Genomic DNA, 18,674 nt, shown 5'->3' with positions numbered 1-18,674 from the left:
CGGGCGCTTGAGCAATTTGAAGGCTCCACGCCAGGCGCGCTTGCCCGAAACGACCAGTCCAACTACCAATCTCAAACCCGCAAACTCTCGTTATGACCGAGGGACCGGCGGGGAGCAGGTCACCGGCGGTTGCCCCTACGGCTCATGGATGCTCTGGATCTTGGGCCCGAAGGAATGCCGTCCATTCTATGATAATGAACCGGCTGCCATGGACGCCCTTCTGTCTGTCAAGCCGTGATGCAGGTGGCGTTGATCTCCTTATGACGGTGCAAGACTACTCCGTAGAGTTCGCGAGAGATGTAGCGATTTAGGGCGCGGATAGCCTCTTTTGAAAACTTGCCAATCCAGTTTCTCGAAAGCGGTTCACTGGATTTATCACCGTCAGACCTGCTGATTTCAACCTGCTGCAATCCCCTTGCGCAGCTGCACAAGTCGATCGCGTCTCTCATGGCGCGCGGCAAGAGCTTCGGCCATATCTACGCGCCTGAAACGGGTGGGGGCGTTAGGCTGCAGCTGTCCGATGAGATCCATATCCGCCGAGATAACTGCGCCGAGAGTGAAGTAGCCGCCACCTGAAACCGCGTCTCGATGCAGCACGATGGGCTCTTGCCCCCCGGGTACCTGGATCGACCCGTAGGAGTAGCAGCCGTCGACGATGTTCGAGGGGTCCGACCCTGCTCCGAAGACCGGTTTGCGCTCGACGAACTCCATCGCCCGCCCCCCTTTGAACCGATAGCCCATACGGTCCGCCTCGGGGGCCACGCGCCATTCATCTTCAAAGAACTGCTGTTGCGCCGCCTCGGTCAGCCGATGCCAATAGAGCCCCGGCAAAACGCGTAGCTCCGCTGGATCGCCAGGGGCGCGCCTATCCTGTGGTGCGACCGTTGTGCCGGCCTTGGCCAAAGTCCGTGCGGCATCGGACGTCTGACCGGTGGGAAGCTGGTCTCCCACGGCGATGGCGCGCCCGTCGATGCCCCCCAGCGCTCCGATCGCGTAGGTCGAACGCGACCCCAGCGCCAATGGCGTGTCGATGCCACCAGCCACCGCGATATAAGCGCGGGCCCCGGCCTTCAGAAAGTCAAAGGACAGCACCTGCCCCGCACGGACCGCGATGGTTGTCCAGCTTGGTCGCGGCTCCCCGTCGATCCGAAGCGGCATGTCCGCCCCCGTCACGGCGATCACCGCGTCGCTGTCAAAGCGGACCTCGGGCCCCATGAACACCGCCTCCAGCGCGGCCTGGCCTTCATCGTTGCCCACGAGCATGTTGGCCACGCGCAACGCGAAGCGGTCCATCGCGCCACCTTGAGGAATCCCCAAGTGGAAATAGCCCGGGCGGCCCATATCCTGGATCGTCGTGGACAGGCCCGGCTTCAAGATCTCAAGCCCCATCGAGCGCCTCCATCAGCCTTGCGTTGGTTCCGGTCATGTCGGCCTCGAAGGCCGCGAGGTCGAACTCGACCTCGGCGATGCGCGGGTGGTAACGCCCTTGGGCCACCTCTTCCTCGATCCGGTCGAACTCGGCCCGGTCAATGGGTTTCCACTTCACGATGTCGCCCGGTTTGAAGAACACCATAAAGTCGCGCAGGTAGCTTACCTTCTGCTCGGGATCGAAGATCGGCATCGGCGTGATCCCGAACATCTGATACCCCCCCGCGCCCCGCACCGAATAGATGCATGAAAAACAGCCGCCATAGCCGACCGTGTGGCGCGGCGTGTCGGTGCGCGGACGCAGGTATTTCGGCACTTCGATCTGCTGCTCGCGCCCGACGAGCTGATAGAGAAAGGGCAGTCCCGAGACGAAGCCCACCATGGAAACGAACCACGGCTGCGAATGATGCGCTTCGATGAAGGCCTCGACGCTGTCAAAGCCGTTGATCCGGGCGGCGTAGTCGAGATCGGTGCCGGAGGGGTCCTGATGCCGCTCGCGAAACCGCATCAGCGTCTCATGCGTCCACGGATCGCGGTAATAGACAGGAATCTCGATGATCCGCGTCGACAGCCGCTTCTCGGCGCTTTCGGTTCCCGCCTCCAGCGCCTTCAGACGCACCATCAGATCCTCGCCGGAGATCCGGTCGGGATCGAAGCGCAGCTGAAACGACGCATTGGCCGGGCAGACTTCGGTGATGCCCTCGATCCCGGCCGCACGAACGGCATCGTGCATTGCCATGCTCTTGAAGAAGGCGGCGAGCGACATCTCTTCGTCCATCTCGACGAATATGTGCTCATCACCGCCGTAGGAATAGCGGGTTTTCACAGCGTCTCTCCTTGTGCGGCGGCCTTCAGCCCCCCATCGGCCAACCAAGTTTCGAGCCAGCCTGTATGCACCTTGCCCGATCGCAGCGCCGGATCGGCGGCAAGCGCGAGGTGCAGGGGGATCGTGGTCCTCAGCCCCTCGATCCGGCAACCGCGCAGCGCCTGCGCCATCCGCTCGATCGCCGTCGCGCGGTCAGCGGCATGAACGACGAGCTTGCCGAGGAGCGAGTCGTAGAAGGGCGGTACCGTGTATCCCTCGTAGAGAAAGTGATCCACGCGCACCCCCTCGCCCTCCGGCCAGCTCAAGCCGCTCACCGTGCCCGGAAACGGCGCGAACTGCAGCAGCGGATCCTCGGCGCAGATCCGGACCTCGATCGCATGACCGTCGCGGACGACCTGTTTCTGGGTCAGCGGCAGCAGCGCGCCACCGGCGATCTCGATCATCATCACCACGAGATCGAGACCGGTGATCATTTCCGTCACCGTATGCTCGACCTGGATCCGGGTATTCATCTCGATGAAGTAAAACGCGTCGCCTGCCTCGTCGTAGAGGAACTCCACTGTCCCGGCACCGCGGTAGCCCACAGCCTCAGCAAGTCGCACCGCGGCGTCGCACATCGCCGCGCGCGAGACCTGCGACAGCCCCGGCGCGCCCGCCTCTTCCCAGACTTTCTGACGGCGGCGTTGCACCGAGCATTCGCGCTCGAAGCAATGGATCGCGCTGGTGCCGTCTCCCATGATCTGAACTTCGATATGGCGCGGCCGCTCGATCGCCTTTTCGAGATAAAGCCCGCCATCCCCGAAGGCCGCCTGCGCTTCGGCACGGGCCTGCGGCGCAAGCCGGCGCAACTCGTCTTCGTTCGCAGCGATCCGAATGCCGCGACCGCCACCGCCCGCGGCTGCCTTGAGCATGACCGGATATCCGATCTCTCTTGCCGCCTCGACCGCCGCTGCGACATCGTCGAGCCGCCCATCCGAACCCGGCACGATCGGCACACCCGCCGCGCGGGCCGCCTCGCGCGCCGCGACCTTGTCGCCCATCCGCTCGATAGTGCGTGCCTCGGGACCGACGAACACCATCCCGGCGGCCACCACCGCCTCTGCGAAGGCCGCGTTTTCAGCGAGGAACCCGTAACCCGGATGCACGGCGTCGGCACCCGCCGAGCGGGCCGCCTCAATGACCGCCGAAATGTCGAGATAGGACTGTGACGCGGGTGCGGGGCCGATGCAGACGGCGGCATCGGCCTCTCGCACCGCCGACATCTCGTGATCCGCCTCCGAATAGGCCTGCACGGTCTCGATGCCCAGAACGCGCGCCGCGCGGATGATGCGCATCGCGATCTCGCCGCGGTTGGCGATGAAGAGCCTCCGGATCGCCATGCTCAAGCCAACCGAGCCAAGGCCGCACCTGCCTGAACCGGGGCGGCATTCTCGGCCAGATAGCTCTCAAACGTGCCGGCGCTCTCGGCCTTCACCTCGATAAAGGTCTTCATCACCTCGATCAGCCCGATAACCTCGCCCACCGCGACATCGTCGCCCTTGGATTTATATGGGGCCGCATCCGGCTCCGGGCGCTGGTAGAAGGTGCCTGGTAGAGGGGAGGGTATTTCGGTCATGTCGCTCAAACTCCTTGATGTTTCAGGCCTGGCCGATGACCTGGGCCGCTGGCGCGATGCGGATGCCATGCGTCTCGAGCCGGTCTCGTATGGCCCGCCCGATATCGAGCGCGCCGGGTGTGTCGGAATGAAAGCAGATCGAGTCGAAACCGATCTCGATCTCCGTGCCGCTCACGGTCCTCACCACGCCGTCGCGGCAGGCACGCAGGCATTTTTCGGCGATAGCCGCGGGATCGGGTCGCTCCACCTTGCGGGCAAAGACGATGGCGCCGCTGTCGTCGTAATCGCGGTCGGCGAAGAACTCGCGCACCACCGGATGTCCGGCTGCACGGGCGGCGCGGTAGGTCTCTGACGCTTCCATGCAGAACAGGATCGCGCCGGGGGCCACGCGTGACAGCGTTTCGATCAGCGCCTCGGAGAACCGTGCCGAGGCCGCGATATCCATGAACAGCGCACCGTGCGGCTTGATGTGTTGCAGGGCTTGGCCATGGCGCGTCGCAAAAGCTTGCAACGCCCCGACCTGATAGACGATATCATTGATCAGCTCCGCATCGGGGGCTCGGATCGAGCGACGACCGAAGCCTTGAAGATCGCGGTAGCCCGGATGCGCGCCAAGCGCGACCCCGTGCGAGACCGCAAGGGCCACGACCTCGTCCATCACATTGGGATCGCCGGCATGAAACCCCGTGGCGATGTTGGCCGAGCTGATCAGCGGCATCAGCGCCGCATCCTCCGTCTCGCCGAGCCGCCACTGCCCGAACCCTTCGCCCATGTCGCAGTTCAGATCGACCGATCTTGTCATACGGACGGCTCCTGTCCTTGGCCTTTGGAGCGAGTGTCCGGTGGATGGAGCCTGCTGTAAAATTCCGATTTCCGTTATCACAGTATCGAAAAAACAGATATGGCATGATACATGAACCTGCGTCATCTCAAATACTTCGTGGCCACGGCCGAAACCGGTCAGGTCAGTCGCGCTGCGCGAGCGCTGTCGATCTCGCAAAGCGCTGTTACCGGCGCGATCACCGATCTCGAGCGCGAAGTGGGTACGGAGTTGTTTTCGCGCAGCCCGCGGGGCATGGAGCCCACGGCGGCAGGGCGTGAGTTTCTGTCGGGGGCCTATGAGATATTGTCGCGGCTCGACGAGATGCGGGCGCTGGCGCGACGCAGCTCGTCGCTGTCCGCCAAGGTGCGTCTTGCCGCAACCTACACGGTGATGGGGTATTTTCTACCGCGACATCTCGAACGATTGGCGCGCCTGCATCCCAACCTCGAAATCGACCTTCTGGAGCTCAATCGTGCGGAGATCGAAATCAGCCTGCGTGAAGGTTCGATCGATATCGCCTTGCTGCTGACCTCGAATCTCGATGCCGCCGACCTCGCCTCTGAAACGTTGCTGCGCTCGCCAAGGCGGCTTTGGGTCGCGAGCGGGCACCGGTTCGCCTCCAGAACCGAGGTCGGGTTCGACGAGATCGCGCAGTGCGACTACATCATGCTGACCGTGGACGAGGCGGCGCAGACGACACGGCGCTATTGGTCGGGGACCGGTCATGCCCCACGCATCCGGCTCGAGACCTCCGCGGTCGAAGCCGTACGTTCGATGGTTGCTAACGATCGCGGCGTGACGATCCTGTCGGACATGGTGCATAGGCCGTTTTCGCTCGAAGGCCGGCGCATCCGTACAGTCACGACGTCGATGCCGGTGCCGACAATGGATGTCGGTCTGGCCTGGCGGCGCGGTGTCGAACTGGGACCGGGTGCGGAGTTACTGGCTCACTATTTCCGTTACAGCTTCGACGCCTCGCTGTTTTAGGTGTGGGCCAAGGCCTGCGCGATCTCGTCGCGCCCCGCGCCCGCGGCCAGAAGCGCCGAAAGCAGCAGCCGGGCCTTTAGCCCCGACAGCGTACCAGTCAGCAGCCCGCCCGCCTCGATGAGCGTGGTCGCACCGCTGTCGCCGCCGTAAACCGCACGGGTCCGGCCTTCCACGCAGCGCGAGGCGATGAGCACGGGCACGCCCGCTTCGGTAAGCCGCCGCACCGCCGCCCCGAAGCCGCGCGGCGCGTTGCCGCGACCGAACCCCTCGATCACCACGCCGCGCGTGCCATGCCCGGCGCAGAAGTCGAGAAAGGCCGGCGTCGCGCCGAGCGCGAGCCGGACCAGCTCCACCTCCTCGACCAGCCCGGCATCGGCCACCACGCGGCGCGGGCCGGGGTGGCGGTAGAGATGCACCTCCCCAAGATCGACCTCGCCCAGCTTGCCCAGTCCGGGCGAGCGGAAGGTGTCGGTGCGCGCGCTGTGCATCTTGGTCACATCGCGCGCGGCGTGGATCTCGCCCTCGAAGACGATCACCGCGCCGATGCCGCGAGTGGCCCCATCGGCCGCCACGCGGATGGCATCGGCGATGTTGCGCGGCCCGTCGCTGTCAGGATCGCCCGCGTGGCGCTGCGCGCCGGTGAAGACGATCGGCTTGTCCCCCGCCACGAGGATATCGGCGAGATAGGCGCTCTCCTCCATCGTGTCGGTGCCATAGGTGACGACAACACCGGCGCAGCCCGGATCCTGCAACGCGGCGCGGATCGCGGCGACGAGACCGTGGGCATCCGACAAGGTAAGCGCAAAGCTGTTGATCTCGCGGAACTCCTCGACCCGGACCTCGATCCCGTCCAGCGGATCGTGCAGATTGGCCAGAAGCGCGCTTCCGCCCAGACCGGCGACAACCGCGCCCGCCTCATCGGAATGGCGCGAGGCGATGGTGCCGCCCGTCGAAATCAAGGTCACATGTCTCACGTTCCGCTCCTTTTGGCCCGCCCCTGCCCGCCGCGGGCGAGATCGACGAGTTCCCCCCATCGCCTGACAAGATAATTGTGCTCGTCCATGGTGGTGTTCCAGACGGCAATATGCGCAGCACGGGTCCAGTAGGAGCCGCCCGAGCGGACCTCGCCTACGCGGATCGCGGAATGTCCCGAAGGGTTCGGCAAGGTGCGAACGGCCGGTCGACCCTCGTACCAGTAGTCCCACTCGTCCGGATCGAGGAATTCGCGGACGCGGGAAGGCACCGACATGTAGTAGCCTTGCCGCGCCATGACGGCTCCCGGCCAGCCAGACAGGAACCAGTTCAGGTAAGCATAGGCCCGGTCGAGCCGGTCGCCTTCGAGGTGCCGCGCAAGACACAACCCGCCATGCCAGGCCCGGTAGCCTTCGACCGGCACGGCCTGCCGAATTCGCACCGACCGGCTCTTGAGGGCGATCACGGCAGGCGACCACATGGAGGCGATCACCGCGCGCTTGTCTTCGAACAATGCACGCGCTTCATCGATGGTGCGCCAGAACGGTGCAAAATGCCCGCTCCGGACCATCTCGGTCGCGTGGTCGATCAGCATGTCGATTTCGGCGACCGACATGTTGCCCATGTTCATGAAACGCAGCCCCGACTTCGCCTGCGCCGCGAGCGCGAGGTCGAAAATGCCGATCGCGGGTTCGTCAACGATCGCGGTCCGGCCGTGCCAGCGCGGGTCCAGCAACTCGCCCCAAGAGCTGACTTCCGCATCGACATCGAGACCGGTCGCGAGTTCGTTGACCCCGAAGCAGTCGAAGTTATGGACGGTCGGCAACATGGAGATCCGCCCCGACGGCACTCGCGAAAGGGAATTATCGTCCTGTACGAACAGCCGCGTCACTGGCGCGTCGCCCAAACCCACCCTGGCCTCTGCGGAGATGCTTCCGGTTCTGGTCAGGTCGGTGACGTCGCTCCAAGCCTCGATCCGGCTTACGTCGATCGGTTGGATCGCGCGCCAGTGCCAGACGATATCAAGGTTGTGAAAGCACTGGTCGTAGACATCGTAGCGCCCCGGCTCGGTGGCCGCGATCCGCTGGGCCGTGACAAAATCGTGCTGTTCGAACTCCAGCGCAAACCCGAGGTCCGCTTCTGCCCGCGCCTGAAGCTGGCGAAAGGGCGTGATCTCGGTGCAAAGCACCCGCAGGGGTGCCAGCTGAGCACGGCCGATCACCGCAGGGGCCGAAGCGGCAGAATTGAGCATGGTCAGGCCTCGATCCGCGCCGGGTTCGAGAGCCTGTTGAAGACATGGAACGAGCGTTGGATCACTTCGGGGTCAAGCCCTTCGAGTATGAAGACCAACCGCGAATGGCGCTCGTTCGTCGGCCAGTGCGAGAGATGCACCGGCGGATGCACAAGATGCTGCACACCATGCACAGCCACAGGCCGATCCTCTCCTGCAACATCGAGAATGCCTTTAACACGGAAAATCCGGTCGCCGTGCCGGTTCAACAGTATCGTCAGCCAGATGCCAAAGGCGGTCCAGTCGATCCGTTCCTGAATCACCAGCGAAAAGGAGACGACGCCGAGACCCGTATCATGGTGGTGGTGATGGTGACCGTGCTTGCCATCATGCGCAAGTTTGTCCGGCTCAGCCGGGGTGGGCTCCGGCGCGGTCTGGGTCCAGCGCGCCGGATCCTCGCTCAGCATTTCGCCAGGCGCGGTATCACGCGCAATCAGCACGCGCGCCGCGGGGTTGAGCCGCTCCAGCCGGGTCCGCAGCGCGCTCGTCTCCGCCGGGGCGCACAAGTCGGTCTTGGTGAGCGCGATCACGTCTGCCGCGCCGATCTGGCGCACAGCCTCGTCGCGCGCCTTGATCTGCGCGCCCGCGTTGACCACGTCGACGGTGGTGATCACCTGCCCGACCGTGAAATGGCTGCGCAGCACCGGGTGGGCGCGGATGGTGGAAAGAACCGGAAACGGGTCCGCCAACCCCGTGCTTTCGATCACCACGCGATCAAAGGCGGGGATCTCACCGCGCGCGCGGCGCGAAAACAGGTCGGACAGGCTGTCGGCGACCTCGCCGCGCACCGTGCAGCACAGGCAGCCCGATTTCATTAGCATCACCGTGTCGTCGATCCGGTCGAGCAGCTCGTGATCGAGCCCGACTTCGCCGAACTCGTTGATCAGCACAGCCGCCCCGGCCATCGAGGGGTCCGACAGCATCCGCTGCAACAAGGTGGTCTTGCCCGAGCCCAGAAAGCCGGTGAGCAGATTGACCGGGATCGGGGATCTGTCGCTCACGGATGGCTTTCCTCGAGCGCTGCAAGCAGGTCCGGATCGAGCGGGTCGAAGGGCTTGCCCGACAGTGCCTCGGCCTCGGGCCAAAGATGCGCCAGCGCGTCGAAGACCGTGGTGGCGCCGGTGGCGCCCCGTAGCACGTAAGACGTGTTGTGGAAATCTTCGACCTTCATCCTTCGCGTGTGCAGCACCTTGTTGGCGATGGCAAGTCGGCGGGCCGCCTCGCGTCGGCGCGACAGACGGCTGTCGTTGCGGCTATAGACGCCGGGGCGCTCGACAGCACTGCTCCAGTGGTCGTCGCATCCCAAAATGCCGCAGAGCGAACACATGGTCGATCCTCCTTTCCTGTCCGGGGCGACCGGGGCGCGCACGGCGCCCCGGTCGGTATCACGGTCTCACTTGCGCGGGCTGCGCTTTGCAAAGTCGTCCGCCATCTCGTCCATGGTGACGAAGCGCACGCCGTCGTGGCCTTGGATGTAGTCGATCAGCCGCTCGAGCATCAGCAGGACCTGCGGGCGACCCGAGACGTCGGGATGGATGGTGATCGGGAACACGGCGTAGTCCATCTCACGATATACCCAGTCGAACTGGTCCTTCCACATCTGCTCGATATCGCGCGGATTCACGAAGCCGTGGCTGTTGGGTGCCTTCTTGATGAACATCATCGGCGGCAGATCGTCGAGATACCAGTTCGCCGGGATCTCGATCAGGTCGGTCTCCTCGCCCCGCTCGAGCGGCTTCATCCAGTCCGACGGCTTGCCCGCGTAGTCGATCTTGGTCCACTTGTCGCCCACGCGCACGTAATAGGGCGAGAAGTCGTTGTGCATCAGGGAGTGGTCGTACTTGATGCCCTTCTTGAGCAACAACTCGTTCGTGACGTTCGAGAACTCCCACCACGGCGCGACATAGCCCGTCGGTCGCTTGCCCGACAGCTGGGTGATGAGATCGATCGAGCGGTCGAGCACCTCCTCTTCCTGCTCGGGCGTCATCGCGATCGGGTTTTCATGGCTGTAGCCGTGGATGCCGATCTCGTGGCCAGCCTCGGCCACCGCCTTCATCTGCTCGGGGAAGGTCTCGACCGAATGGCCCGGAATGAACCAGGTCGTGGTCAGCCCCTTGCGCTTGAACAACTCAAGCAGGCGCGGCGAGCCGACCTCGCCCGCGAACAGGCCGCGCGAGATGTCGTCGGGGCTGTCCTCACCGCCATAGGAGCCGAGCCAGCCCGCCACCGCGTCCACGTCGATGCCGAAGCCGACGAGAATTTCCTTTGCCATTGTCTTTCCTCTTTCACTTGGAACTTGGTCCGGCCAAAGCCGGGATCTGGGAGCCACTCAGCGCGGTGGCACCAGTGTGACGGACTCTTGCGCGAAGCTGAGAGTGACCGGATCGCCCGTTGCAAGCGCGCGGCCCGCCAGCGCGTCGTCGCGCCCCTCGACCACCACCTCGCGCCCGTCCGTCAGGCGCACCTTGAAGTGCCCGGTCGCTCCCACGACCTGCTGGCCGCTGAGCGCCCCGGAAAGCCGGGTGCGACCTGCCACCGGCACCGCGTCGGCGGCATCGATGCGCATCGCCTCGGCCGGAACGACGGCGAGAAGGCCCTGCGCCGGATCGATCCCGTCGCGCCAAGGCGCGCGGATCTCGCCCAGAGCGGTGTCGAGCAGCGCCGACGCGCCGTCGCGCCGCAGGCCGCGCCCTTCGAATATCGCATTGGCGCCGATGAAGTCGGCCACGAAGGCCGAGGCCGGACGGCGGTAGAGCTCGGTCGGGGTGCTGATCTGCTCGACCACGCCGTCGCTCATCACCACGACACGGTCAGAGAGGCCCAGCGCCTCGGACTGTGCGTGGGTGACAAAGACGAAGGTGATGCCCAGTTCGCGCTGCAGCAGTTTCAGCTCGTTCTGGATGATCCGCCGCAGGTTCGCGTCAAGCGCACCCAAGGGCTCGTCGAGCAACAGGATCTCGGGCTCGACCACCAGACCGCGCGCCAACGCGATGCGCTGACGCTGACCGCCCGAGAGCCGGTCGGCGGGGCGGTCGGCGAATTCGGTCAGGCCGAACATATCGAGAATCCGGTCGACCTTGGCATCCTTCTCGCGCTTGGCCAACCCCTTGACGTCGAGGCCGAAGCCGATGTTGTCGCGCACGTTCATGTGCGGAAACAGCGCGTAGTTCTGAAAAATCATCGAGGTCGGGCGCTTTTCGGGCGGCGTGCGAGAGACGTCGCGGCCCTTGATCATGATCCGCCCGTGGGTGATCTCCTCGAAGCCCGCGATCATGCGCAACGTCGTCGACTTGCCGCAGCCCGATGGGCCGAGGAAGGCCACGAACTCGCCGCTGCCGACCTGCAGGTCGAAGTCCTGCACCGCCACGGTACCGTCGGGGTATGTCTTGCCGACACCGATCAGTTCTAGGTCGTGCATCAGTCGCCTCCTGGGAATGGGGCGCGTCCCGGTCCGGCCGGGACGCGCGATGTCGGGTCAGGCGTTGAGGAACTCGTCCCAGCGCATGATCAGGTGGTCGTACTCATCGGGCCACTGATGCCAGTAGGCGACGTTCCGGGACCGCTCCTCAAGCGAGCCGCCGTCGCGCAGATCACCTTCGTTGATGCCGCGCTCGGGCGCGCCTACCCAAGGCTGACCTTCGTACCAGAAGGCGTATTTCGCAGGCTCCATGGCCTCCTTGATCTTGGTCGAGGGCGAATAGTAGCCCTGCTCCGTCACGGTGATCGCGGGCGGGCCGGAGAGCCAGAAGTTGGCATAGGCGATGACCGCCTCGCGGTTCGGCGTGCCCTTGAGCATCGACGGCCCGATCGCCCAACCGCGGGTGCCTTCCTTGGGAGAGGCGTAACGGGAGGGCTTGCCTTGCGCCTTCACCGCCATGACCGCGGGCTGCCACGCATCGCAGACGACCATCTCGCCCGACGCCATCAGGCTCACGAGCTCGCCGAAATCGCCCCAAAGCGCGCGGAACTGCCCGGCCTTCTTCTTGGCGATGAGGAACTTGGCGGCTTCGTCGATCTCGTCTCGGGTCGGGTTGCCGGGGTTCTGGGCCTCGAGCATCCCCAGCGAGTTCATCGCGAGGATCGCCTGCCCGATGGCAATGAGCGGGTCGATGTTGAGACCCGAGCGCCCCTGCCACTTCTCGTCGAAAAGGGCGGTCCAGGTGTTGGCCTCCTCGTCGCTCACCACGTCCGGGTTGTAGCCGATGGAATCGTAGTTGTAGACGGCCGGCACCATCAGCAGCTGGGTCTGCGCCTCATCGGCCCAGATCTGGCCCGCGATCTGCGCGCTCGGCGCCCATTTGTCCGAGGGTGTCGTGAAGGTGTCGCGGATCGCGTTCCAGTTAGGCAGGTCTGCGGTGGCGATGGTCTCGACATTGTCGGTGGCGATCAGCGCCGGAAGGCGCTCGGCGATGATCTCCCAGCAATCGTAATCGGACGAGCCCGACAAGATGCGGGTCTGCGCGTCCGGATAGGTCGAGGGCGTGCCCGAGACCGATCCCACGCCCGAAGCCTCCTGGAACATCTGCAGGATGCGGTCCTGCACGGTGGTCGAGAGGCCGGTGGTGCGCAGCTGCTGGTCCCCCAGGGAGGCCTGCGCGAAGGCGGCGCCGCCGAAGGGCAGCCCGCCAAGGCCGAGGCCCGCCGCGGCGCCAAGGCCCGCGCCGCTGCGCAAAAGCCCGCGCCGGGTCAGATGAGATGTGCGTTTCATTGTAGTCTCCCTGTTGATCTTGTTGGTGTTCAATAGCGGCCGACGAGAAGGCCACCGTCGACCGTCAGCACCTGCCCGGTGAGGTAGGAGGCCGCGGAAGATGCCAGAAACGCGATGACACCGGCGATTTCGGCGGGCTCGCCCAGACGTCCCATCGGAATGTAGGGAGAGGCCATCGCTCCGGCGTCGGGGCCAAGCGAGTTCTCGGCCGACAGGAGCTGCGCGGTGCGGATATAGCCCGGCGCGACGCCGTTGACCCGGATGCCGTCCCGCGCAAGCTCGGTGGCAAGCCCGCGCACGAGACCCACCACGCCGGCCTTGGCGGCCGAATAGGCGACATGTTCATCCCAACCGTAGGCCACGCCCATGATCGACGACAGGCAGATGATCGCCCCCTGCCCGCGGGCCTTCATCGCGGGCACGGCCGGGCGGATCACCCGCAGCATGCCCTTAAGATCGATGTCATGGGTTTCATCCCATTTCTCGTCCGAGAGCCGGTCGAGCGGCACCTTGTGGGCGATGCCCGCGTTGGCGACGATCACGTCGATCCCCCCGCGCCGCGCCACCACATCGGCCACCAGCGCATCGGCTTGCATGGTCGATCGCACGTCGAGAGCCGCGAATTCGGCGCTGCCGCCCTGCTCCGTGATGGCTTGGACGACCGCCCGGCCCTCGGCCTCGAGCACATCCGTCACCACCACGTGACAGCCTCGTGCCGCGAATGCCTCGCAAGCGGCGCGGCCGATGCCGATGCCCCCGCCCGTCACGAGAACCGTGCGCCCCTCGTCATGCGTCATGTCAAATCCCTCGCTCACAGCATCACATCGCCGGAATTCGGCCCTAGCGTCTGGCCCACGAAGAGCGCGCCGTCGTCCGAGGCGAGAAACACCACAGCGCCCGCCACCTCATATGGCTGTCCAAAGCGGCGCAGCGGCAGTTCGGCGGCCTTGGCGCGACGCCAGTCCTCCGACAGCGCCGCAACAAGCGGCGTCTCGATCGGTCCGGGTGCCACGGCATTGACCCGAACGCCTTGCGCGCTCACCTCGCGGGCGAGCGATTTAGTCATGGCGATCACCGCACCCTTGGCGGCGGCGTAATGCGCCAGCTCGACACCGCCCACCTGCCCGAGCTGAGAAGCGATGTTCACGACATAGCCGCGCCCCGCCTCGATCATGGCGGGCAGAAAGGCGCGCGTGACAAGGAAGGTACCGCGCACATGCACCGCAAAGATCTTATCGAAGGCCTCGGTTGAAATGTCGGCAAAGCGCGCCTGATGGCCGAAGCCCGCGTTGTTGACGACCAGCTCGGGCGACCCGAGGCCGTCGCGCATCTCCTGCGCCATCCGCGCGACCGCGGCCTCGTCCGATACGTCGGCGACAAGGGCCAGCGCCTTCCCGCCGTCGGCCTCGATCCGATCGACCGTGGCGCGCGCCGCGTCGATCGTCAGATCGTTGACCCCGACCGCATACCCCTCGCGCGCGAGGCGCGAAGCGATCGCAGCTCCGATGCCCGAGCCTGCGCCCGTGACGATAGCGCCGCGCATCACGCCTCCTCCGTCGCGCGTGTCTTGGCGCGGCCGACAAAGCGCATCATCAAGAGCGCGTAGATCGCCAAGAGGGTGAAGGAGAACAGCGTCGTCAGCAGGCCGAAGGCGAAGACGTTGGGATAGATCTCGACCGAGAAGGTCCCGTAGATCGACAGCGGCAGGGTCAGCTGTGCGCCTGAGGTGAACAGCGTGCGGGCGAATTCGTCGTAGCTCAGCGTGAAGGAGAACAGCATCGCCGACAGGACGCCCGGAAAGATCACCGGGAAGGTCACCCGCCGGAACGTCTGCGCCGGAGAGACGCCCAGCGACATCGAGGCCTCTTCGATCGAACGATCGAAGCGATTGAAGATCGCCAACATCACGAGAAAGGCGAACGGGAAGGTGTAGACCACGTGCAGCACGAAGGACGTGCCCCACCAGGCGCGGTCGATGCCGAGCTGGTTCGACAGGAGCGCCACACCGAGGCCGACCAGAACGCCCGGCACCATCATGCCCAGAACGATCAGGTAGAAGACCGGACCGGAACCCTTGAAGCGGGTGCGAAAGGCTTCAGCGCTCATCACCCCCAGCACGGTCGCCACCACCGTGGTCATCAGCGCCAGCACCAGACTGCGCACGAGGCTTTCTCCGACCGGGAGCTGGCTGACACGGGCATTGTCGACCAGCCCGAACAGGTGCCGGTACCAGTAGGTCGACCATTCCTGCACCGGGAACTGAGGCCCGCCGTTGGGTCCCTGGAAGGACAGGATCGCGAGGACGATCAGGGGGCCGTAAAGAAACAACAGGAACAGGCCGGCATAGACGGCGAGAACGGGTTTGAGAAAGCGCACTTCCATCTCACACCTCCTTTCGCAGATCGACGAAGCGCAGCAGCACGCCGATGATGAACGAGATGATCACGGTAAGGACGACGCCCGCCACGGCGGCGAAGGCCCATTTCAGCGATCCCACTTGGCTCACGATGATGTTGCCCAGGAGGTTAACCTTGCGCCCCGAGAGCGACGCGGCGGTGGCGAACTCTCCTAGCACCATAACCGAGACGAAGACGGCACCGACGACGACACCGGGAAGCGACAGCGGCAGGATGATCTTCCAGAAGATCCGACCGAAGCCCGCGCCCAGATCGCGCGCCGCCTCGAGGATGGAGGGGTCGATGCGCGCGAGCATGAAGGTAATCGGGCCGACCATGAAGACGCAGTAGATCTGCGTCATGCCGACGACGACGGAGAATTCGGAGAACAGAAGGAAGGTGAGCGGCGCGTCGATCAGCCCGAGGTTCATCAAGATCGTGTTGATCGCGCCCTCGGTGCCAAGCATCGGGCGCCAAGCGATGACGCGGATGAGAAACGAGGTCCAGAACGGGATCACGCACAGCACGAGCAGTGCCGTCTGCAGTGTCTTGGAGCGGACCATCAAGCCGATGAACAGCGCCACCGGATAGCCGATCAGCAGCGTCGTCGCGAGCACCACGACCCAGATCCTCAGCGTGGTCCAGATCGACGAGAGATAGGTCGAACTTCCGAGAAACTGTTCCCAGCTTGCGGTGGTGAGATCGGGGGAAACCGCGAAGGTGGTCTGGGTCCAGAACGATACGTAGACCACCATCAGCAGCGGCAGCACCATGAAGAGCAGCATCCACAGCACACCGGGGCTGAGCAGCAAGAGCGCGCGGCGCCGGTCGCGCTGGGCGCGTTTCAGGGCCGGGGAATGGCGCGCGTCCGGCGCGGGCGGGGCAGCGGGCGGCACGGTGGCCGGCGTGGCAGTCTGTATCATCAGGCAGCCCTTTGCGGATGAAGGATGGCGTCCTCGGGATCGAAGCGCAGCTCATAGGCGCTGCCTTCGTCGAGATCGGGCAGACGCGGTGCGCTCAGATGGTCGAGCACCTGGATCAGTTCGCCGTCGAGGGCGCGGAAGAAGCACAGCCGGGTCGAGCCGTTGAATTCCGAGGTGATGAAGCGTGCGGGCAAACCCATCCGTCCGTCGGATGCGCTTTCGGGAGCAAGCACCGCGATACGATCGAAGCGAACCGACATCTCCGCCGTGGTCCCTTCGACCAGCTTGCTGTCGCGCGGCAGGCGCAGCGGGCCCTCGGGGGTCTCCAGCACACCGTTCGCAACCCGCCCTGCGAAGGTGTTGTAGGCGTTGAGATGGCGGGCCGTCTCGGCATTGGCGGGCTGTGTGAAGACTTCGGTCGGAGCGGCCGAATGGCTGATCCGGCCACCGGACAGCACCGCGACCTCGTCGCCCATCTTGAGCGCCTCCGTCTCGCTCCCCGTGACGTGCAGGAAAGACACGCCGAGCCGCGCGCGGATCTGGCGCAGCTCGTCGCACATGCGTTCGCGCAGGTTGGCATCAAGCGCGCCGAGCGGCTCGTCGAGCAACACCACGCGCGGCTCGCAGACCAGGGTGCGCGCCAAGGCGACCCGCTGCTTCTGACCGCCGGAGATCGCCCCGACCGCTCGTCCGCCCAAGCCCTTCAGACCTACGAGGTCGAGCATGTCATTGCTGCGCGCCCTGATCTCGTCGGCATCGGTCACCCGATTGTCTGCTCGGTATTTCAACCCGAAGGCCACGTTCTCCGCCACGCTGAGATGCGGAAAAAGAGCAAAGTTCTGGAACACGAAACCGATATCGCGCCGGTGCGTCGGCACCCCATCGAGCCGCGCGTCGTCGAGAAGGATGCGGCCCGCATCCGGCTCCTCGAAACCGGCAATCAGACGCAGCAACGTGGTCTTGCCTGAGCCACTGGCTCCAAGCAGCGATACATAGCGGTCCTGCGGCACGATGAAGTCCAAGCCGTGCAGAGCAGCAGTCGCTCCATAGGACTTGGACACCTGCTTTAGCACGAGCAAGGCAGCCTCCCTGAGATCGTCCCGCTTCACTGCAGGATCTGTAAATGTCCTTCGCATACAAACTTCGTTTTTGATTCGGATCAAGTGAGAAAGGGAGTGGAGGTCCCCGAAAGATGGGAAGCTCCTATAATATACATTAATATTAGTATATTGAGAGGTTTTCGATGCTGCATGATACTTGCATGATGCATGCTCGCAGCACGCTTCATAAGGAATGTCGTACACAATATGCACAAAATCCTTCCCCATCCGCCTTGGAGGTGGGCATTCTTGACCAACCTGCGTTGTCACCTCCCCCGACCGCGGCTACATCGTCGCCCTGGCTCTGAAGGGACCACTCCATGACCCGTCGTAGCGCGGCCGCAAAGCCGCTGTTCGAGAACGCTGAAGACGTCATTCGTCTCAACATCGAGAACGGAACGCTCGCGCCCGGCGTGGTGCTGCTCGAAAGCGCCCTTGCCGAGGTCCTTAAAATGTCGCGGGCGCCGGTGAAGCGGGCGCTCAGTCAGCTCGAACAACAGCGACTGATCAGCCGCTTCGACGGTCGCGGCTACATGGTGGGAGCAGCCCCCACTCCGGGACACGGTCCCAGGCGCATCGACATCCGCCGTCTAGGTCTCGATCTCGGCCCCGCCGAGGGCGAAGCTACCGGCCCCAACTGGACCCGGATCCATGACGAGGTCGAAGCGGAGTTGTCCCGTTGCCTCGTGTTCGGGCAGTTCAGGATCATCGAAGACCGCCTTGCCGAGCATTACGACGTCAGCAGGACGGTCGCCCGGGATGTTCTCGGTCGTCTGCAGGAGCGCCGCATCGTCGCCAAGAATGCGACCTCGCGCTGGATACTGAAACCGCTCACCGCACAGATCATCAGGGAGCGTTTCGAATTGCGCGCGGTCCTCGAAGTGGCTGCGTTGCGTACTGCCGCGCCTCACCTCGATCGAGAGGCCTTGCGTGAGTTGGCGCGCCGAATCGAGTCGATAGAACGCGCCGGCGAAGATATCGATCAGGCGGAATGGTTCGAGATCATGGGCCGCTTCATCGATCTCGCGGTTTTGACCACGCCCAACTCCGAACTGGCCGACTACGTAGCGTCGAACCGCAAAACCTTGCAGGCCTCGCATTCGGCCTTGTTCAGGCTCGGCATGCCAAGCGATCGTTCATCGGTGATCGAGCTGAGGATCATCGTGGAACTACTCCTCAACGACGCGAGCCCCAGCGCCGCCACGATGTTCGAGCAGCACATCTCGAAACTCAGAGATCGAACCATTGCCCAACTGAAGATAGTTGCCGTTGTCCCGGCACCAACTGATCTTCCGCCTTACGTCGTCCATTTGTAAAAGCGACCATGCCACCCATTTTCCGTACGACTGAAGATCTTGCCATCAACTTTGACATTGGTCGCATCGCTCGCGCTTGCGGCTAAAGTCTGATCAGCAATCAATATAGCTGGCGATAATATTCGCGAGGCTGCACGATTGATCGTGAATTTCCATTGACTACCACACCATAGAGCTATGGCTGATGACCTGCTCCCCGCCGGTCCCTCGGTCATAACGAGAGTTTGCGGGTTTGAGATTGGTAGTTGGACTGGTCGTTTCGGGCAAGCGCGCCTGGCGTGGAGCCTTC

General features: G+C 64.4%; 19 protein-coding genes. 2 read left to right on the top strand and 17 right to left on the bottom strand.

Going from position 1 to position 18,674, the window contains the following annotated elements; genetic code table 11:
• Window positions 1–396: 396 nt before the first annotated feature.
• The 5 genes from ACJASC_RS17110 to ACJASC_RS17090 are packed head-to-tail and all read right to left on the bottom strand — an operon-like array spanning window position 397 to window position 4,671.
• The gene (locus ACJASC_RS17110; protein WP_415147071.1) at window positions 397–1,389 is read right to left on the bottom strand and encodes a 5-oxoprolinase subunit C family protein; all 993 of its coding nucleotides are present in this window, start codon (window positions 1,387–1,389) and stop codon (window positions 397–399) included.
• Window positions 1,379–2,254, bottom strand: coding sequence for a 5-oxoprolinase subunit B family protein (locus tag ACJASC_RS17105; protein WP_415147070.1), 876 nt, complete (start codon window positions 2,252–2,254; stop codon window positions 1,379–1,381). Before ACJASC_RS17105 ends, ACJASC_RS17110 begins: the two co-directional genes overlap by 11 nt.
• Entirely contained in the window at window positions 2,251–3,633 is a 1,383-nt protein-coding gene (locus tag ACJASC_RS17100) for an acetyl-CoA carboxylase biotin carboxylase subunit (protein WP_415147069.1), read from the bottom strand. Before ACJASC_RS17100 ends, ACJASC_RS17105 begins: the two co-directional genes overlap by 4 nt.
• A 2-nt stretch (window positions 3,634–3,635) precedes the next feature.
• A complete protein-coding gene (locus ACJASC_RS17095; RefSeq protein ID WP_415147068.1) occupies window positions 3,636–3,869 on the bottom strand; it encodes an acetyl-CoA carboxylase in 234 nt (77 codons plus the stop codon).
• Between the two features lie 22 nt (window positions 3,870–3,891).
• Window positions 3,892–4,671, bottom strand: a complete 780-nt coding sequence (locus ACJASC_RS17090; RefSeq protein ID WP_415147067.1) for a 5-oxoprolinase subunit PxpA — start codon at window positions 4,669–4,671, stop codon at window positions 3,892–3,894.
• 111 nt (window positions 4,672–4,782) lie between these two features.
• Here ACJASC_RS17090 and ACJASC_RS17085 point away from each other — a divergent pair, with 111 nt between their 5' ends.
• Complete coding sequence (locus tag ACJASC_RS17085) at window positions 4,783–5,679, top strand: LysR family transcriptional regulator (protein ID WP_415147066.1); 897 nt, start codon at window positions 4,783–4,785, stop codon at window positions 5,677–5,679.
• On the opposite strand, the gene ACJASC_RS17080 is transcribed toward ACJASC_RS17085, so the two are convergent.
• The 12 genes from ACJASC_RS17080 to ACJASC_RS17025 all read right to left on the bottom strand — a co-directional run bounded on the left by ACJASC_RS17080 (window position 5,676) and on the right by ACJASC_RS17025 (window position 17,132).
• Window positions 5,676–6,653 carry an asparaginase gene (locus ACJASC_RS17080; protein WP_415147065.1) on the bottom strand — a complete coding sequence of 326 codons (978 nt, stop codon included), beginning with the start codon at window positions 6,651–6,653 and terminating at the stop codon, window positions 5,676–5,678. The genes ACJASC_RS17085 and ACJASC_RS17080 overlap by 4 nt on opposite strands.
• Window positions 6,650–7,903 carry an ABC transporter substrate-binding protein gene (locus ACJASC_RS17075; RefSeq protein ID WP_415147064.1) on the bottom strand — a complete coding sequence of 418 codons (1,254 nt, stop codon included), beginning with the start codon at window positions 7,901–7,903 and terminating at the stop codon, window positions 6,650–6,652. The genes ACJASC_RS17080 and ACJASC_RS17075 overlap by 4 nt, the downstream gene beginning before the upstream one ends.
• 2 nt (window positions 7,904–7,905) lie before the next feature.
• Window positions 7,906–8,943 (bottom strand): CobW family GTP-binding protein, encoded by a 1,038-nt coding sequence (locus ACJASC_RS17070; protein WP_415147063.1) that lies wholly within the window; start codon window positions 8,941–8,943, stop codon window positions 7,906–7,908.
• Entirely contained in the window at window positions 8,940–9,269 is a 330-nt protein-coding gene (locus ACJASC_RS17065; RefSeq protein WP_415147062.1) for a hypothetical protein, read from the bottom strand. Before ACJASC_RS17065 ends, ACJASC_RS17070 begins: the two co-directional genes overlap by 4 nt.
• Before the next feature lie 66 nt (window positions 9,270–9,335).
• Window positions 9,336–10,214: a polysaccharide deacetylase family protein gene (locus tag ACJASC_RS17060; protein WP_341211428.1), complete on the bottom strand. Its 879-nt coding sequence runs from the start codon at window positions 10,212–10,214 to the stop codon at window positions 9,336–9,338.
• 57 nt (window positions 10,215–10,271) lie between these two features.
• Window positions 10,272–11,360 (bottom strand): ABC transporter ATP-binding protein, encoded by a 1,089-nt coding sequence (locus ACJASC_RS17055; protein ID WP_415147061.1) that lies wholly within the window; start codon window positions 11,358–11,360, stop codon window positions 10,272–10,274.
• A gap of 57 nt (window positions 11,361–11,417) precedes the next feature.
• Window positions 11,418–12,650, bottom strand: coding sequence for an ABC transporter substrate-binding protein (locus ACJASC_RS17050; protein ID WP_415147060.1), 1,233 nt, complete (start codon window positions 12,648–12,650; stop codon window positions 11,418–11,420).
• Window positions 12,651–12,679: 29 nt separating this feature from the next.
• Window positions 12,680–13,447, bottom strand: coding sequence for an SDR family NAD(P)-dependent oxidoreductase (locus ACJASC_RS17045; RefSeq protein WP_415147059.1), 768 nt, complete (start codon window positions 13,445–13,447; stop codon window positions 12,680–12,682).
• Window positions 13,448–13,461: 14 nt separating this feature from the next.
• A complete protein-coding gene (locus ACJASC_RS17040; RefSeq protein WP_415147058.1) occupies window positions 13,462–14,193 on the bottom strand; it encodes an SDR family NAD(P)-dependent oxidoreductase in 732 nt (243 codons plus the stop codon).
• A complete protein-coding gene (locus ACJASC_RS17035) occupies window positions 14,193–15,032 on the bottom strand; it encodes an ABC transporter permease (protein ID WP_341211433.1) in 840 nt (279 codons plus the stop codon). Before ACJASC_RS17035 ends, ACJASC_RS17040 begins: the two co-directional genes overlap by 1 nt.
• Window position 15,033: 1 nt before the next feature.
• Window positions 15,034–15,969 (bottom strand): ABC transporter permease, encoded by a 936-nt coding sequence (locus tag ACJASC_RS17030; RefSeq protein ID WP_415147057.1) that lies wholly within the window; start codon window positions 15,967–15,969, stop codon window positions 15,034–15,036.
• The gene (locus tag ACJASC_RS17025; protein WP_415147056.1) at window positions 15,969–17,132 is read right to left on the bottom strand and encodes an ABC transporter ATP-binding protein; all 1,164 of its coding nucleotides are present in this window, start codon (window positions 17,130–17,132) and stop codon (window positions 15,969–15,971) included. Before ACJASC_RS17025 ends, ACJASC_RS17030 begins: the two co-directional genes overlap by 1 nt.
• A gap of 257 nt (window positions 17,133–17,389) precedes the next feature.
• Here ACJASC_RS17025 and ACJASC_RS17020 point away from each other — a divergent pair, with 257 nt between their 5' ends.
• Window positions 17,390–18,385, top strand: a complete 996-nt coding sequence (locus tag ACJASC_RS17020) for a GntR family transcriptional regulator (RefSeq protein WP_415147055.1) — start codon at window positions 17,390–17,392, stop codon at window positions 18,383–18,385.
• Window positions 18,386–18,674: the final 289 nt, after the last annotated feature.

Source organism: Limimaricola cinnabarinus, from assembly GCF_047631075.1.
Lineage (GTDB): Bacteria > Pseudomonadota > Alphaproteobacteria > Rhodobacterales > Rhodobacteraceae > Limimaricola > Limimaricola cinnabarinus.
The sequence above is the reverse complement of the archived record's forward strand: the minus strand, read 5'-3'. Positions and strand labels throughout refer to the sequence as shown.

What these genes read in the sequence shown, in the direction of transcription:
- ACJASC_RS17040 (WP_415147058.1), bottom strand. Translation starts at nt 14,193, where the DNA reads ATGCGCGGCGCTATCGTCACGGGCGCAGGCTCGGGCATCGGAGCTGCG.
- ACJASC_RS17060 (WP_341211428.1), bottom strand. Translation starts at nt 10,214, where the DNA reads ATGGCAAAGGAAATTCTCGTCGGCTTCGGCATCGACGTGGACGCGGTG.
- ACJASC_RS17055 (WP_415147061.1), bottom strand. Translation starts at nt 11,360, where the DNA reads ATGCACGACCTAGAACTGATCGGTGTCGGCAAGACATACCCCGACGGT.
- ACJASC_RS17065 (WP_415147062.1), bottom strand. Translation starts at nt 9,269, where the DNA reads ATGTGTTCGCTCTGCGGCATTTTGGGATGCGACGACCACTGGAGCAGT.
- ACJASC_RS17045 (WP_415147059.1), bottom strand. Translation starts at nt 13,447, where the DNA reads ATGACGCATGACGAGGGGCGCACGGTTCTCGTGACGGGCGGGGGCATC.
- ACJASC_RS17090 (WP_415147067.1), bottom strand. Translation starts at nt 4,671, where the DNA reads ATGACAAGATCGGTCGATCTGAACTGCGACATGGGCGAAGGGTTCGGG.
- ACJASC_RS17050 (WP_415147060.1), bottom strand. Translation starts at nt 12,650, where the DNA reads ATGAAACGCACATCTCATCTGACCCGGCGCGGGCTTTTGCGCAGCGGC.
- ACJASC_RS17095 (WP_415147068.1), bottom strand. Translation starts at nt 3,869, where the DNA reads ATGACCGAAATACCCTCCCCTCTACCAGGCACCTTCTACCAGCGCCCG.
- ACJASC_RS17075 (WP_415147064.1), bottom strand. Translation starts at nt 7,903, where the DNA reads ATGCTCAATTCTGCCGCTTCGGCCCCTGCGGTGATCGGCCGTGCTCAG.
- ACJASC_RS17020 (WP_415147055.1), top strand. Translation starts at nt 17,390, where the DNA reads ATGACCCGTCGTAGCGCGGCCGCAAAGCCGCTGTTCGAGAACGCTGAA.
- ACJASC_RS17100 (WP_415147069.1), bottom strand. Translation starts at nt 3,633, where the DNA reads ATGGCGATCCGGAGGCTCTTCATCGCCAACCGCGGCGAGATCGCGATG.
- ACJASC_RS17110 (WP_415147071.1), bottom strand. Translation starts at nt 1,389, where the DNA reads ATGGGGCTTGAGATCTTGAAGCCGGGCCTGTCCACGACGATCCAGGAT.
- ACJASC_RS17030 (WP_415147057.1), bottom strand. Translation starts at nt 15,969, where the DNA reads ATGATACAGACTGCCACGCCGGCCACCGTGCCGCCCGCTGCCCCGCCC.
- ACJASC_RS17035 (WP_341211433.1), bottom strand. Translation starts at nt 15,032, where the DNA reads ATGGAAGTGCGCTTTCTCAAACCCGTTCTCGCCGTCTATGCCGGCCTG.
- ACJASC_RS17085 (WP_415147066.1), top strand. Translation starts at nt 4,783, where the DNA reads ATGAACCTGCGTCATCTCAAATACTTCGTGGCCACGGCCGAAACCGGT.